Here is a 13,824-nt window from a genome sequence, read left to right on the forward strand (position 1 = left end):
CGGCCGCGCCTGACCAGGGGCTCACGCCCCTGGCTACAACATGCCGCCCCTTCCGGGGCTAAGACCAGGCCATTCGTTGGTGGTTTGCAGGCCATGGAGATCAGGTAAGAAGTTTTCTGGAAATCATTTTTCGCCGCTGTCGATTCGGGCAGCTTCCAAGCGACTACCTCAGGTCAGCAGCCAATTGGCGCCACTTGCTCCCCGCCGCCTCAGGACCTCCCGCTGGCGGGTTCAACGTTACCGAATAACCGACCAATTCTGGAGATGCGTCCAATGACCGCCGCCGTGAAGCCAATCGTTTCGAGCATGTTCATCAATCTGCCGGTGCAGGACCTGGCTCGCTCGGTCGCCTTTTTCGAGAGCCTGGGCTTCGCGATCAACAAGCAGTTCAGCAACGAGCAGGGCGCCTGCGTCGTGCTCGGCGAGCACAGCTACGCGATGCTCCTCACGATCCCGTTCTTCGAGACCTTTACCACGAAGAAAACCGCGGACACGAAGCAGACGGTCGGCGCTCTGATCGCGGTGGCGGTCGACAGTCGCGAAGTGGTCGACGCTATGGTGCACGCTGCCGGCGCCGCCGGGGGGACGCCGCAAGAGTCGTCGACCGATCACGGGTTCATGTACGAGTGGGGGTTTGAGGATCTCGACGGCCACATGTGGGGGCCGTTTTGGATGAATCCGGATTACGTGCAGCCGCAAGAAGGCTAGGGCGGCATTGTAGCCCCGGGCTCTGCCCGGGGGTGGCGCTGCGGTTGGGCGACGTCTCGCAAGATGGATACCTACCCCCGGGCGGAGCAAAATAAGCAGTGGAGCTTTGAGCCATGAAATTTATCGTCTTCGTAAAAGCCTCGGCCGAGACGGAAGCGGGCGTGATGCCGACCGAAGCGGAGCTCACCGAGATGGGCAATTACAACGAGCAGCTCGTGAAGGCTGGCGTCATGCGGGCTGGCGAGGGTCTGCACCCGAGTTCAAAGGGAGCCCGCGTCATGTTCTCCGGGAAGAACCGGACGGTTGTTGACGGGCCGTTCGCGGAAACGAAGGAGTTAGTCGCCGGGTTTTGGATTTGGGAGTGCAACTCGCTGCAGGAAGCGATCGAGTGGGCTCAAAAGTGCCCGAACCCGACGGGGCATGAATCGCAGCTGGAGATTCGGCAGGTCTTCACTCTCGAAGATTTCGGCAATGCGGTGACCCCGGAACTGCGTGCGCAGGAGGAGAGACTGACGGCGGAGATTGCGGGGAAGAAGTAGCGGTGACCCGTCGCGGGTAGCCGGACCGCCACGCGGTCCGGGGCCGGAGGGCGTGGCCCTCCGGCTAGTCGTGGACGATTGGTTCGCGCTTGAAATAACAACGATCGAACAGCCATGAGATACGTTTGCCTCGGATACATGAATGCGCCGGCATGGGAGTCGCTATCGCTCGCAGAGCGCGAGGCGTTCCGCCGCGACTGCCGAGCGTACGACGACGTGCTGGCCGACGCGGGATGCGTCATCGCAAGTGAATCGCTCGACTGCGAAGAGAACGCCGCGACGCTGCGGGTGCGTGGCGGCGCGGCGGCGATCGAGCCGGGATGCCCATCGGTCGCCAGCCGCATGACGCTCGTAGGGATATTGGTCATCAAGGCGAGCGACATGAACCACGCCATTCAGTTGGCGGCCCGCTACCCAGCCTCACAGCGGGGCGGAGTCGTCGAAGTTCGTCCCGCCGCGACAGCAGCAACGGCGGGGCGAATCGACGGCGGCGAGAAAAGTTCGAGGATATCTGTCGGGCCTGTCGAAACGGCTCGTCTCCGCTCGACCAGTTGATGAAAACCGAGAAACGGGGCAGTCGATGACCGAGAATCAGGACAACGCCAATGTGGGATTCGTCGAGGGGACGACGATCGATGTCGTCAACGTCCGGTTGTTCCACGCGACGCCGACGGAACTGTTCGAGGCGTTCAGCGATCCGGAGCAACTTGCCAAGTGGTGGGGGCCCGCTGGCTTTACCAACACAATTCACGAGTTCGACTTCCGTCCCGGCGGCGCCTGGCGTCTCACGATGCACGGCCCGAATGGAGCCGATTTCGAGAACGAATCGCAAATCGTCGAGTACGTGAAACCCGATCGGATTGTCTTCGATCATCTGGGGCCGATGCACTTGTACCGGATGACGATGACCTACCGCGCCGTCGGCGAGCAAACGGAACTCAAGTGGGTGATGAACCTCGAAGCCTCGCCTGGCAGCGAGCAGATGAAGGCGTTTATCGAGCAAGCGAACGAGCAAAACTTTGACCGCCTCGCGGCGCATCTGATATCGGAGGAGATTTAACGCAGAGGGCACAGAGAACACAGAGGGAGGACGTCTATGGCGAACTCTCTCGAGTCGGAGCATTGCCGACGAGTTGAATTCTCTGTGTCCTCTGTGCTCTCCGTGTTAGAAGCATTCATTGAATCGATCGGAAACTTTCCATGAAATACATGCTCCTGATCTACGGCGCCGAAGACTCCTGGACTGAAAATGAACGCCAAGAATGCTTCGGCGAATCGGCCGCGCTCTGCCGAGCGCTGGCCGACGACGGCAAGTTCCTCGCCGCCTCGCCCCTCCACTCGGTTACCACCGCCACGAGCGTTCGCGTTCGCGACGGCAAGCGGCTCGTTACTGACGGCCCCTTCGCAGAAACCCGCGAACAGCTGGGCGGCTACTTCCTCGTTGACGCCGCGAATCTCGACGAAGCGATTGCCATCGCCGGCCGCATCCCCGGCGCCCGCAAGGGAACGGTGGAAGTCCGCCCCGTCGTCGAGATCGACGGTCTGCCGAAGTAGTCAATGAACGCCATCGGCGAAGCCGCATGGCTGGAGACGAATCCAACGTCACTATAGGAGTCAACCCGATGCGCTTTATGCTCGTTAGCTTCGACGATGAACAGTACTGGGAAGCGGCCGGCGCCGCGAAGCACCAGGCCGCCATGGAAGAGGCGACGGCGTTGTGCCACGACCTGGATCGACAAGGGAAGTACCTCTTCGCAACGCCGCTGCAACCGGCGCGAACGGCCACGCTCGTGCGCGTCCGCGACGGCAAGACGACGGTCACGGCCGGCCCTTATGCCGAAAGCCGCGAGGTGCTGGGCGGGTTCTACATCATCGAAGCAGAGTCAGTCGAAGAGGCGGCGGAGATTGCGTCTCGGCATCCCGGCGCCCGACACGGGACGGTCGAAATTCGCGAACTGTGGCCGCTGGCAGGCGTGCCGGCGGCGAAGTTGTAGCAATAAGGGGTCAGGGGCCTTTTGCCACTGGAAGCTTTCCATTGCGTTGACGACCGCTAGTGGCAAAAGGCCCCCGACCCCATCAGAGCCACCTACTCACTTAAATACATACTCACCTACTCACCCCCACACCCATGCTCACCAAAATCCTCATCGGCGTCGCCGTCGTCTTCGCCCTACTCCTGATCGCCATTGCCACGCGGCCGTCGCGGTTTCGCTATGTGCGCTCGGCGCGCATCACAGCGCCGCCGGCGGTGCTGTTCGATCTGGTGAACAACCTGCGGAAGTGGCGCGGCTGGTCGCCCTGGGAGAAGCTCGATCCGAGCTTGCAGCGAACTTACGACGGTCCCGAAGCGGGCGTCGGCGCGACCTACGCCTGGAAAGGCAACGGAAACGTCGGCGAGGGACGGATGACGGTCGTCGGCAGCCAACCGCACGAGCGCGTCGATCTCAAACTGGAGTTTTTCAAGCCGTTCAAGGCCACCAACGGCGCCGACTTCGTCTTCAAGCAGGTGGGCGACCAGACGGAAGTTATCTGGTCGATGGAGGGGAACTACAACTTCGTCACCAAGGCGATCGGTCTGGTGATGAACATGGAAAAGCTCTGCGGCGGGCAGTTTGAGGAAGGGCTCGCGAACATGAAGCAGCTAGCCGAGACGCCGGCAAAGGTTGGCGTTTGATGTTTGTTCTTGTAGCCCCTGGCTCTGCCAGGGGGTCGCAGCCCGCGGGACAACGTCATCCGGAATGGTAACCTACCCCCGGGCCGAGCCCGGGGCTGAAAATACTCACTCACTAGGCGCTCCCATGCCCGTCAAATCACACCCCAGCTTTAAGATTTCAACTCCGAGCGATCTGGAGAATGTCATCACGCGCGCCTTCGACGCCCGGCGCGAACTCGTCTTCGATTGCTGGACGCAGCCTGAACATCTTCGGCGATGGTGGGGCTGCCGCGGCGCCGAGATGGACGTCTGCGACGTCGACCTCCGCCCCGGCGGCGCCTATCGCTACACGCTGCGGATGCCCGACGGCTCCGAGTGCGGCTTTCGCGGCATTTACCAAGAGATTATGCGGCCCGAGCGGCTGATCCATTCGTTCATTTTCGATCCCTACCCGCACATGCCGGCGGAGATCACGGTCACGTTTGCCGAACGCGATGGCGTGACGACGGTGACGGAGCGGACGCTCCACCTCACGAAGGAAGCCTGCGACGATCACCTCCACTCTCGCCTCGACGTCGGCGCCGCCGAATCGTTCGACCGCCTCGCCGAACACCTCGATACCCTTACTTGCTGATCCAATACTTCAAGCATTTTCAGCCCCTTGCTCCGCCAGGGGGTAGGCCCGCACCACGCAGCGCCTCGTTCTCGGGAACGGTTTCCCGTTTCAAACACCCCATCAAGAAAACGTCTCCGGAGGCGTTCGCGCTACCGGTATGCCCTGACATCTCCTTGTTCACTCACCACCCCGCCGGCAAGCAAGCCATGCGTCATGTCGCCAGCTGGTCGGCACTTTTTTGGAGGTTCCGATGAAACTGCAGTCACTCACCCTCGCGTGCCTTGGCCTCGTCGCCGTAGCCGCGGCAGCTTATGCCGCCGACGCCAAGAAGACCGACGCCCCCGCCGTTCAACTTCCCCCCGGCTGGACCGCTGAGGAAATGGAGCGTTGCATCAATGCCGGCACGCCCGGCGAAGGTCAGGCTCGCCTGCTGAAGGACGTCGGCACATGGGCCGGCAAGTCGACCGTCTGGATGGCGCCGGGCATGGAGCCGATCAAGAGCGAAGTCATTGCCGAGTACACCCCCGTCATGGACGGCCGCTACGTCCGCTGCGAAATGAGCGGCAACTGCCCGGTGATGGGGCCGTTCCAAGGGCTCGCGCTCTACGGTTTTGACAACGTCTCGCAGAAATTCGTCGCGTCGATGGTCGACAATCACTCGACCGGCATCATGCAGGGTGAAGGCGAGCTCGCGAAAGACGGCAAAACGATCAACTGGGAGTACGTCGTCAATTGCCCTCGCGAACGGAAGCCCGTGACGTTGCGCCAAGTCGAGACCGTCACGAGCCCCACGACCAAGACCCTGGAAATGTTCGCCGCTGATCCCAAGACGGGCGACGAGTTCAAGATGATGCACATCGAGTTCACGAAGAAGTAGCGATGAACGGGGTCGGGAGCCTTTTGCCACTGGTTGTCATCAATTCAGCGGAAGCCTCCCAGTGGCAAAAGGCTCCCGACCCCTTCCTGCTTCCAGATCAAATCAGCCCTCCAAAAAACAAGGTCCTCCCATGCCCGCCCACCCCGTCGTCTCGCCAAAAGAATGGCTCGCCGCTCGCCAGGCCCTGCTGGCCGAAGAGAAAGCCCTCACCCGCCAGCGCGACGAGCTCAATCGCCGCCGCCTGGAACTCCCCTGGGAGCGTGTCGAAAAGCCCTACCTGTTCAACGGCCCCGCCGGCCAAGAATCGCTCGACGAGCTGTTCGACGGCCGCCGACAGTTGATCGTCTATCACTTCATGTTCGGCCCCGGCTGGTCGGCCGGCTGCCCCAGCTGTTCGTACATCGCCGACCACTTCGCCGGCATGATGCCCCATCTCAACGCTCGCGACGTCACGCTGGCGGCCGTTTCGCGGGCGCTCTGGCCGGAGCTCGAGGCGTTCCAACGTCGCATGGGATGGACGTTCAAATGGGTTTCTTCCGCCGGCAGCGATTTTAATTACGACTATCACGTCTCGTTCAGGCCGGAAGAGATCGCCAGCGGCGACCTCTACTACAATTACCAGGAAATGCCCGGCACGCCCGCCGAGGACCTCCCGGGGCTCAGCGCGTTCTTCCGCGACGCCGACGGCCAGATCTACCACACCTACTCCAGCTACGCCCGCGGCCTCGATTCGCTGGTTGGCGCGTACAACTTTCTCGACGTTGCGCCGCTCGGACGGAATGAAGAGGGGCTGGAGTTCTCGATGGCCTGGGTCCGACACCATGATCGCTACGACGCGAGCTACACGGTCGACCCGCTGGCCGGTTACGCCCCGCCGAAGGGCTCGTGTTGCTGTTCGTCCGCTTGAGCAGTGCCTGCTCCGCCACGTCCGCCTCAACCTCATTAAGGAACTTCTGCCATGGGCCAACCCGTCGTTCATTGGGAACTCTGGTCCCAAAACCCCGCCGCCGTCGCCAAGTTCTACCAGGAAATTTTCGCCTGGAAGATCGAGGATTACCCGCTGATGAACTACCGCATCGTCCACACCGAAGGGGGCGGCATGGGAATCGACGGCGGGATCATGCAGGCGCCGCACGACGGCTCGCCGTCGATTAACTTGACCTGCTACATCGCGGTCGACGATCTGGCCCCCTACCGCGACAAGATCGTCGCCGCCGGCGGGAAAATTTGCGTGGAAGAGAAGCCCGTGCCCGGCATGGGAACCTTAGCGCTGTTCACCGATCCCGACGGCCGGATGATGGGCCTGTGGAAACCGGAGAAGCAAAAATGATTTCGTTCCACGCAGAGAGCCGCGGCACTTGCTGCTGCGGGGTCGCCGCGGCCTCGAGCGACTCCCCTGCCCCGCTGCGCCAACGGAACGCATCGCTCAGCCACCGGGCTATCGAACTCGCTGGCTGGCTCATCCCCGGCACGCTATTGGCGTTCTTCCCGAAATGCCCGCTCTGCGTTGCCGGTTACGTCGCCCTGGCGACCGGGCTTGGCATGTCATTGACTGCGGCGACCTATCTCTGCTGGGCGCTGCTTGCGGCATGCCTCGCGTCGCTCGCCTTGATGGCAAGCCGCGTGTTCGCCCGCCGCTTGCGCACCCCTGCAGCCCCCGACTCCGCCGGGGGATAGCACTACGCGGGGCGACGCCTACCGGTATGGCGACCGACCCCCCGGCGGCGCCGGGGGCTGAAGTACCAAAAGAGCCCGGAACAAACTTGTTCCGGGCTCTTCGTTTGATCAATTTCGTTGCCGCAACGAAAAACTACTTGGGCGCGTAAATCACCACGATCCGGCGGCCCATCATCGAAGGATTCTGCTCCACCTTTGCGATGTCGGCCAGGTTCTCGGTCAGCTTCGCAACCAGCTTGAACCCTTCGTCGACGTGGGCGTTCTCGCGGCCGCGGAAAATCACCGAGCAGACGACCTTGTCTCGTTCAGCCAACCACTTCCGCGCGTGACCCGCCTTCGTCAGGAAGTCGTGGTCGCCGATTTTCGGCCGCAGGCGGATTTCTTTGTTTTTGCTGTGGTGGACGTGGCCCTTGTGCTGCTTTTTCTTTTGCTGGTACTTGAATTTGCCGTAGTCCATGATGCGACATACGGGCGGCTTCTCCAGCGGAGCCACCTCGACCAGATCGAGCCCCGACGTCCGGGCCTTCTCCAGCGCCTCGTCTCGCGTAATCACCCCCAACTGAGCGCCGTCGGCGTCGATGACCCGAATCGGCGAAATGCGGATCATCTCATTGATCCGTTGCTGCTGCTTGCGTTCGATGGCTAACTACTCCTAACGGGTTAATAAAGGCTCACGGCTGTCAGCTGTCGGCAAGGGGCCAGAAGAGCTGCTGCAGCCGCGCGTATGTGTGGCTGCCGTACTGTAGCTGACAGCCGACGGCCCTACGCATCACAAGTATTGTTCATGCTAGCCGAGAGCGTCAAATATCCCGCGAAAACGGGCCAGCCGCAATCGCAAACCGGCCAAAATACCGACGTTTTCGACGCAGGCGTTAGCCGCGACGCGGCAGCGGAGCGCGTGGCCCCGCAAATGACTCGCCGTGTCATCGCTCCGCTAGCGCGTCGCGGCTAACGCCTAGAATGTGCCGCTGTCGCTCAATACTCGTTCTTGGGCCCCCGATCGATCGGCGGCGGCGGAGCGCCCCCGTCCGCCACCTGCCGCACCGTTTTCGCCGCCACCTCGGCCTGGAGCTTCGCCATCGCCTCCGCCAGCGGCATGGCCCCGATATCGCCCTCCAGCCGATCCCGCACGGTCACGGTCCCCTCGGCGGCGTCCTTCTCTCCCACGACCAGCATGTAGGGAATTAGGCCCAACTGGGCTTCGCGGATCTTGGCCCCCAGCTTGCTGCCGCGATAATCGCCCGTCACGCGGAACCCAGCTTCCTTCAGCTTCTGCTCGACTTCGCGGCCATACTCTTCGGACTTTTCGCTTACAGTCAGCACGCGGGCCTGTTCCGGCGCCAGCCACAGCGGAAACGCCCCCGCAAAATGCTCGATCAGCACGCCGACAAACCGCTCCATCGACCCCAACGGAGCCCGGTGGATCATCACCGGCTGGTGCGGGGCGTTGTCGGCGCCGGTGTACTCCAGGCCGAACCGCTCCTTGCTCGGCAGGTTGTAGTCGAGCTGCACGGTCCCCAGCTGCCACTCGCGGCCGATACAGTCGGTCACCACGAAGTCGGCCTTCGGCCCGTAAAACGCTGCCTCCCCCGCCTCCACCGACATGTCGGGGAGATTCATCGACTCGCACACCGCCTTCAGCGAAGCCTCCGCCCGGTCCCAGACCTCCGGCTTGCCGACGTACTTGTCGCCGTTCGGGTCGCGAAAGCCCAACCGTACCCGGTAATTGTTCATTCCCAATGACTTGAGCACGGTCTGGGTCATTTCGAGGCAGCCGCGAAACTCGTCGGCCACCTGCTCTTCCGTGCAAAAAATGTGGGCGTCGTCCTGGCAAAAACCCCGCACACGGGTCATGCCGTTTAATTCGCCCGATTGCTCAAAACGATAGACCGTCCCGAACTCCGCCAGCCGCACCGGCAAGTCGCGATACGACCGCGGCTTCGACTTGTAAATCATGATGTGATGCGGGCAGTTCATCGGTTTGAGGAGATATCGCTCCCCTTCTCCCGGCTTCTGCCCTTCTCGCTCGCTCAGATCGATCGGCGGGAATTGCGAGTCGCTGTAATACGGGAAATGCCCTGAAATCTGGTACAGCTCGATCTTGCCGATATTCGGCGTGTAAACGGCGTCGTATCCGCGCCGGCGCAACTCGACCTTCAGGTAATCTTCCAGCGTTTGCCGAATGACGGCCCCCTTCGGCAGCCACAGAATCAGCCCCGAACCCACGGTCTGGCTGATGGTGAACAGTTCGAGCTGCTTCCCCAGCACCCGATGGTCGCGCCGCTTCGCTTCTTCCAGCTGGGTGAGGTAATCGGTCAGCTCCTTCTTGTCAAAGTAGGCGGTCGCGTAGAGCCGCTGTAGCTGATCTCGCGACGCGTCTCCCTTCCAGTAGGCTCCGGCGACGCTCAGCAGCTTGAACGCCTTGCCAATGTGCCCCGTGCTGGGGATGTGCTTCCCCCGGCACAGATCAAGGAACTCCCCCTGCCGATAGAACGACAACGTCTCCTCGCCGGCCAGCCCCGTCTCGATGTGCTCGACCTTCAGCTTTTGCCCCAATTCCCGGCACATTTCGACCGCTTTGGCTCGCGGCACAATCATCCGCTCGAAGCGCTCGTCCGCCGCGACGATCTTGGCCATCTCGGCCTCAATCGCGGGGAAATCCTCCTCCGATAGCGGCTTATCAAGCTGAAAATCGTAGTAGAACCCCGTTGCGGTGGTCGGCCCGAACGCCAACCCCACCCCCTGGTGCAGCCGCATCACCGCCTGGGCCATCACGTGGGCGGCGCTATGCCGCATGATCCCTAGCGCCTCGGGATCCTTCTTCGTAATGACCCGCACGTTCACTTCGCGAGCGCCAGCCGAGCGAGCCGCGGGGCTCGTCCCCGCGGTCTTCCCTGAGGTCCCGTTCGCCTCAGCGACCACCAGCGGCGCGTGCAGGTCGCGCAGCTCCCCGTCCACCTCCGCCGCAATCGCCGCCCGGGCCAATCCCCCGCTAATTCCCGCCGCCACGTCGTACGCCGAAACGCCGTCGTCGAACTCTCGCCGGCTATCATCCGGCAAAATAACGATAAGCATATCTGTTTATTCTTTTGAGTGTGTCGATTCCCCCTCCCTCGACGCGAGGGGCTAGGGGCGAGATTGGCCCGAGGGAACGAAACAGGCCCATTTTCAGGCGATTTCTTCCCAAGCTGCGTTGCGTTGCGGCAGCCGATCTCCATGGAGGAAGTCGCCAGGATGGCCCAGGTTCGCCGCGGGGGACTGCCCTGCCCAACCACGATGGCAGAAAGACGCCACGCTTCGAAAACGCCAGGTTCAACGACCGCTCACTCTACGGCCAGTTCTTGGTGCTTCCTTCGTGTCTTCGCCCCTTGGCCGTGCAGCCCTGCTTCCATGTCGTGATCAATCTGGCCGAGTATAGCGCCCCCGCCCTCTCCCCACCACGCCAACGCGAGCGGAAAAGATTGCGAAAACTGCCCATTTTCGCGACTTTCTCGCTACAAAACGGCCTCGCCCGTCGCTCGACGCTCCTGCGATCTGCGCGCATTCAAGAAAACTTCTCTCCTTCGCGCGCAATTGACGGCCGAACCGACCCCAATCTGTCACCTCGTGACGCACCTCGCTCGTTAATCCGCGCACCGCCACCGCAGTTTTCGCCGAAAACCCCAAAAAAACTCGCCCATTCACCAAAACTTCCCATCGTCACAAGTGATTGAGCCTCAACGCTTAAGCGTCACGAGGCTCCCCGTTGGGTACGCCCAGACAAAAATTTTCGCCGCCCCCACCGGCAAAACTGTTGCAAGCCCGCATTTCCTTGGTAGAGTGGGGAGGGAATGGCGGCTAGTGTGTCACGCCAACGGTGTGCTTATCCGCGTCGATTGGGCAGCAAAAGAACAGGTAGCACCAAGGGTCGTCAAATCAACTTTGCCAGCTTGTTGTTTGCAAAGTCGCTTTCCTAAAACGCGTTCGCCAGCTACGATCACGTTTAGGCATTCCCTCGGGCAGCATCTCTTTTCTTGGAAGCCTCATCACTCGCACTCGCGCATCAGAGACGTGCACCATTAGGTCACATTCTCGCTAAATTGCCCCCCAACCAAGCGCAGCATTTGATCGGGTATCATTCACCTACATGAGACGGGGACTTGGAGACATGAAAATGAAACGTGGACTGGTTATGACTCTTGCCGCTGCCATGGTGGCTGCGATGGCGGGGCCGGCTCTTGCCGTCGTTGACGTGCAACTCAACCTGCGCTACACCGACCCGAACAATCCAACGGGCGGCGGTAGCTGGGACCTCTTGGTCAAGTCGTCGGGCGCTCAAGGCCTCGCCGGCATCCAAGCCAAGATTGGCGGCGCCCTCGGCGTCACCGGCGTCGATGCGCCCGTCGGTGCGATCACCGCGAACGCGGCTGTTTTCGATGCAGTGAACAGCGTCTTCAAGTTCCAGACCGTTGGCGGCAAGACCGAACTCGTCGCTGGCGACGATTTGGCTGGTGCGAAGATCCTGAATGTCGGCAAGGGTGCCGGCACCCCGGGTAACGTTGCTGCTGACGACCTCTTCACCTCGAACTCGGTCTTCTGGGACAACTCGGCTCTGGTTGCCTCGGGCAACTGGACCGGTGCTCGTCCGACCCTCGTCGCTGCTGACCTTGCGGTCAACGAATTCGACGGTGCTGGCAATGCCATCGCTGGCACGCTCGGCACGGTGAGCGTTCGTGGCGACAGCGTCGGCGTCGACGGAATGAAGCCTGGCGATGCGAATCGCGACGGCGTCGTCAACCAGCTCGACTTCTCGATTCTGGCTGCTGGATTCAACAATCCGGCCACTGGCTGGAACAACGGCAATTTCAATTCTGCCAATGGCACCAATCAGTTGGACTTCTCGATCTTGGCTGCTAACTTTAATCTAACCGCTCCGGCGCCGCCCATCTCGGCCGTTCCTGAGCCCGCCACGGCTGCCCTTCTGGGTGTTGCCCTGCTCGGGTTGGGTCTTCGCCGTGCAAAGCGTGCCTAACAAATGCCCATGCAGGGTCTCATTTACAACAGGAAGATTTGTTGCTAATGAAAAGCTGGTAGTGGGTTTGCAACGCCTCGGAACTGAGAAGTTTGCAAACTGACGGATTTAGACTCTGTAAGTAGCACTTTCCTAGCTGTGGTCATTTAAAAACAAAAATTTGCACACGAGATTAACTCATATGAAAAAGATTCTTGCTCTTGCTTTGACCTTGGTTGTTGCTGCCTCGACGGCAAACGCCGCCCCCATCTGGTCGGTCAAGCCAGTGGGTCAGGCTCCCAACGACGTGTACTCGATCTTTATTGACGGCGACAACCTCAACGGCACCTTCGACACGATCTTCTTCCAAGCGAAGGCCACCACCGGCACGTTCGTCAATGCGAACAGTGGTGCCGCTGCCGGCGTCCCCCGTCCGGCTGGCGAGGCGTTCACCTACCCGAACCGCATGATTACTGCTGATCCGCTCGATTTCCCGGGTGGTCTGGCCCTGACCCAAGTGGGTCTGGTCAACACCGCTCAGGAATTGTCGTACACGGCCGGCAAGCTCGGCGGTACGGTCAGCACCGGTGCTGAGCAGAACGGCGATCTGTTCTTGGGTAATGTCAACACCTCGGCTGGTGGCGGCGGTACCTTCCAGATCCAGCTGATCACCGGCGGCAACGTGGTGTACGACACCGGCGTCCTCGCCTTCCCGGTTCCGGAGCCCGCCACCTTCGCGTTGGCTGGTCTCGGTCTGGTCGGTTTGGTTGCCGCGAGCCGTCGCAAGGCCTAGTTGATAGTGTAGCGACTTTCACGGGAGGCTCCCCCGGCTTCTCGTGTAGGTGATACCGAAGACCCCTTGATTCGCAAGAATCAAGGGGTCTTTTTTTTTATGCGAGGCCCTCCCATCGCGAGCCAGGGCGTCCCGCCCCCAGTGCCGATCCAATAGCCTCCTGCTCAAGCCGCTACAGCACCGTTTGTGACCGCGAACTGGCCGGGGCTCCCTCGCGGCTGTGATCTACGCACTCCCTTGATCCGGCTCATTGGTGCGGAGAGAACTCTAGAGCATTTGCGCGTCATTCGGAGCCCTTTCGCCCCTCTGCGTAAGCTCAGCGAAGAATCTGGAATCTCGCTTGATTCGCCAGCGGAAGTCGCCGACGAGCTGGAAAATTATCGGGATGTGCGGATGAGAAAGTAGTATCTTGCGCCCGCTGGCGTTAGAGGCCCGCCTCACTTCCCTAGGAAGCCCGCCGTGAAGATTATCGCCAAACTCTCGCTCGCCGTCTGCGAACTCATTCAGTCGGCGACCGCCTCGCCAATTTGGTCCGTGAAGCCAGTCGGTCCGTCGGCCAATAATACCGATCCGAAGTAAGAACAGCGCGCCTTCTATTGCGCCCCCCCATTTTATCCATCAAGCTAGAGCGACCAACCCGAAAGGAGGTCGCGATGGAGGTGGAGCCCCGACCGACGTTGGACGAGCTGAAGCAACTGGAACGGGCTGAAAAGGAGGCCGGAGGGTCGAAGCGTTTGCGGGAGGTCATCCTGGCGACGGAGGGATGGACGGCCCTCGCGATGGCGATGGCGGTGGGCTTGTCTCGGCGGGTTTGCCAAGAATGGGTCTATCGCTTCAATGAACACGGCCTGGCGGGGCTGGAGGATCATCGCGGCCGACAGCCGAGTTCTCCGCTCACCCCTGACCAAGAACAACCAATTCGTCAGCGGATTGAGGCCGGTCCCACGGCCCAAGATGGAGTGTGCTCGTTG

General features: G+C 61.4%; 18 protein-coding genes (2 of these 18 running past the window's edge). 16 read left to right on the forward strand and 2 right to left on the reverse strand.

Translation table 11 applies throughout. The features are described from left to right. The first annotated feature begins 273 nt into the window (after positions 1-273). The 12 genes from I41_RS04975 to I41_RS05030 all read left to right on the forward strand — a co-directional run bounded on the left by I41_RS04975 (position 274) and on the right by I41_RS05030 (position 7,070). Positions 274-708: a VOC family protein gene (locus I41_RS04975; RefSeq protein ID WP_210421114.1), complete on the forward strand. Its 435-nt coding sequence runs from the start codon at positions 274-276 to the stop codon at positions 706-708. A gap of 113 nt (positions 709-821) precedes the next feature. Next, positions 822-1,247 carry a YciI family protein gene (locus I41_RS04980; RefSeq protein ID WP_145431482.1) on the forward strand — a complete coding sequence of 142 codons (426 nt, stop codon included), beginning with the start codon at positions 822-824 and terminating at the stop codon, positions 1,245-1,247. A gap of 114 nt (positions 1,248-1,361) precedes the next feature. Beyond that, positions 1,362-1,802, forward strand: coding sequence for a YciI family protein (locus I41_RS04985; protein WP_145431484.1), 441 nt, complete (start codon positions 1,362-1,364; stop codon positions 1,800-1,802). Between the two features lie 25 nt (positions 1,803-1,827). Then, positions 1,828-2,307 (forward strand): SRPBCC family protein, encoded by a 480-nt coding sequence (locus I41_RS04990; RefSeq protein WP_145431486.1) that lies wholly within the window; start codon positions 1,828-1,830, stop codon positions 2,305-2,307. A gap of 140 nt (positions 2,308-2,447) precedes the next feature. Continuing rightward, on the forward strand, positions 2,448-2,801 hold the full coding sequence (locus I41_RS04995) for a YciI family protein (protein ID WP_145431488.1): 354 nt from the start codon (positions 2,448-2,450) through the stop codon (positions 2,799-2,801). A 68-nt stretch (positions 2,802-2,869) separates the two neighbouring features. After that, positions 2,870-3,241 carry a YciI family protein gene (locus I41_RS05000; protein WP_145431490.1) on the forward strand — a complete coding sequence of 124 codons (372 nt, stop codon included), beginning with the start codon at positions 2,870-2,872 and terminating at the stop codon, positions 3,239-3,241. Between the two features lie 134 nt (positions 3,242-3,375). Continuing rightward, positions 3,376-3,921 (forward strand): SRPBCC family protein, encoded by a 546-nt coding sequence (locus I41_RS05005; RefSeq protein ID WP_145431492.1) that lies wholly within the window; start codon positions 3,376-3,378, stop codon positions 3,919-3,921. Positions 3,922-4,045: 124 nt separating this feature from the next. Next, the gene (locus I41_RS05010) at positions 4,046-4,534 is read left to right on the forward strand and encodes an SRPBCC family protein (protein WP_168206697.1); all 489 of its coding nucleotides are present in this window, start codon (positions 4,046-4,048) and stop codon (positions 4,532-4,534) included. A gap of 232 nt (positions 4,535-4,766) precedes the next feature. Beyond that, positions 4,767-5,393 (forward strand): DUF1579 family protein, encoded by a 627-nt coding sequence (locus I41_RS05015; RefSeq protein ID WP_145431496.1) that lies wholly within the window; start codon positions 4,767-4,769, stop codon positions 5,391-5,393. A gap of 130 nt (positions 5,394-5,523) precedes the next feature. Beyond that, positions 5,524-6,300, forward strand: a complete 777-nt coding sequence (locus I41_RS05020) for a DUF899 domain-containing protein (RefSeq protein ID WP_145431498.1) — start codon at positions 5,524-5,526, stop codon at positions 6,298-6,300. Positions 6,301-6,351: 51 nt separating this feature from the next. After that, positions 6,352-6,723: a VOC family protein gene (locus I41_RS05025; protein ID WP_145431501.1), complete on the forward strand. Its 372-nt coding sequence runs from the start codon at positions 6,352-6,354 to the stop codon at positions 6,721-6,723. After that, complete coding sequence (locus I41_RS05030) at positions 6,720-7,070, forward strand: hypothetical protein (RefSeq protein WP_145431503.1); 351 nt, start codon at positions 6,720-6,722, stop codon at positions 7,068-7,070. The genes I41_RS05025 and I41_RS05030 overlap by 4 nt, the downstream gene beginning before the upstream one ends. Before the next feature lie 133 nt (positions 7,071-7,203). Here I41_RS05030 and infC read toward each other — a convergent pair whose 3' ends face one another. Both infC and thrS read right to left on the reverse strand, forming a co-directional pair. Then, entirely contained in the window at positions 7,204-7,710 is a 507-nt protein-coding gene (gene infC / locus I41_RS05035) for a translation initiation factor IF-3 (protein ID WP_261342491.1), read from the reverse strand. Positions 7,711-8,045: 335 nt separating this feature from the next. Next, positions 8,046-10,145 (reverse strand): threonine--tRNA ligase, encoded by a 2,100-nt coding sequence (thrS, locus tag I41_RS05040; RefSeq protein ID WP_145431506.1) that lies wholly within the window; start codon positions 10,143-10,145, stop codon positions 8,046-8,048. 1,096 nt (positions 10,146-11,241) lie between these two features. Between thrS and I41_RS05045 the strand changes: the two genes are divergently transcribed. Further along, complete coding sequence (locus tag I41_RS05045) at positions 11,242-12,081, forward strand: PEP-CTERM sorting domain-containing protein (protein WP_168206698.1); 840 nt, start codon at positions 11,242-11,244, stop codon at positions 12,079-12,081. Between the two features lie 181 nt (positions 12,082-12,262). Then, complete coding sequence (locus I41_RS05050) at positions 12,263-12,853, forward strand: PEP-CTERM sorting domain-containing protein (protein WP_145431508.1); 591 nt, start codon at positions 12,263-12,265, stop codon at positions 12,851-12,853. Between the two features lie 653 nt (positions 12,854-13,506). Then, on the forward strand, positions 13,507-13,824 hold the 5' portion of the coding sequence (locus tag I41_RS05055) for a helix-turn-helix domain-containing protein (protein WP_145431509.1). Its footprint extends 60 nt past the window's final position; only the first 318 of its 378 coding nucleotides appear in the window; its start codon is at positions 13,507-13,509; the stop codon falls past the right edge of the window. Then, a protein-coding gene (locus I41_RS28220) for a winged helix-turn-helix domain-containing protein (protein WP_261342479.1) crosses the window boundary here: on the forward strand, positions 13,808-13,824 show its beginning. 463 nt of this gene lie beyond the right edge of the window; only the first 17 of its 480 coding nucleotides appear in the window; it begins with the start codon at positions 13,808-13,810; its stop codon lies beyond the right edge, outside the window. Before I41_RS05055 ends, I41_RS28220 begins: the two co-directional genes overlap by 77 nt.

It is taken from the genome of Lacipirellula limnantheis (assembly GCF_007746075.1).
GTDB lineage: Bacteria > Planctomycetota > Planctomycetia > Pirellulales > Lacipirellulaceae > Lacipirellula > Lacipirellula limnantheis.

Excerpts from the sequence above, each read along its gene's own strand:
- I41_RS05000 (WP_145431490.1), top strand. The coding sequence starts at position 2,870 with ATGCGCTTTATGCTCGTTAGCTTCGACGATGAACAGTACTGGGAAGCG.
- I41_RS05030 (WP_145431503.1), top strand. The coding sequence starts at position 6,720 with ATGATTTCGTTCCACGCAGAGAGCCGCGGCACTTGCTGCTGCGGGGTC.
- I41_RS04985 (WP_145431484.1), top strand. The coding sequence starts at position 1,362 with ATGAGATACGTTTGCCTCGGATACATGAATGCGCCGGCATGGGAGTCG.
- I41_RS04995 (WP_145431488.1), top strand. The coding sequence starts at position 2,448 with ATGAAATACATGCTCCTGATCTACGGCGCCGAAGACTCCTGGACTGAA.
- I41_RS04980 (WP_145431482.1), top strand. The coding sequence starts at position 822 with ATGAAATTTATCGTCTTCGTAAAAGCCTCGGCCGAGACGGAAGCGGGC.
- I41_RS05045 (WP_168206698.1), top strand. The coding sequence starts at position 11,242 with ATGACTCTTGCCGCTGCCATGGTGGCTGCGATGGCGGGGCCGGCTCTT.
- thrS (WP_145431506.1), bottom strand. The coding sequence starts at position 10,145 with ATGCTTATCGTTATTTTGCCGGATGATAGCCGGCGAGAGTTCGACGAC.
- I41_RS05020 (WP_145431498.1), top strand. The coding sequence starts at position 5,524 with ATGCCCGCCCACCCCGTCGTCTCGCCAAAAGAATGGCTCGCCGCTCGC.
- I41_RS05050 (WP_145431508.1), top strand. The coding sequence starts at position 12,263 with ATGAAAAAGATTCTTGCTCTTGCTTTGACCTTGGTTGTTGCTGCCTCG.
- I41_RS05005 (WP_145431492.1), top strand. The coding sequence starts at position 3,376 with ATGCTCACCAAAATCCTCATCGGCGTCGCCGTCGTCTTCGCCCTACTC.
- I41_RS05015 (WP_145431496.1), top strand. The coding sequence starts at position 4,767 with ATGAAACTGCAGTCACTCACCCTCGCGTGCCTTGGCCTCGTCGCCGTA.
- I41_RS05010 (WP_168206697.1), top strand. The coding sequence starts at position 4,046 with ATGCCCGTCAAATCACACCCCAGCTTTAAGATTTCAACTCCGAGCGAT.
- I41_RS04975 (WP_210421114.1), top strand. The coding sequence starts at position 274 with ATGACCGCCGCCGTGAAGCCAATCGTTTCGAGCATGTTCATCAATCTG.
- I41_RS05025 (WP_145431501.1), top strand. The coding sequence starts at position 6,352 with ATGGGCCAACCCGTCGTTCATTGGGAACTCTGGTCCCAAAACCCCGCC.
- I41_RS04990 (WP_145431486.1), top strand. The coding sequence starts at position 1,828 with ATGACCGAGAATCAGGACAACGCCAATGTGGGATTCGTCGAGGGGACG.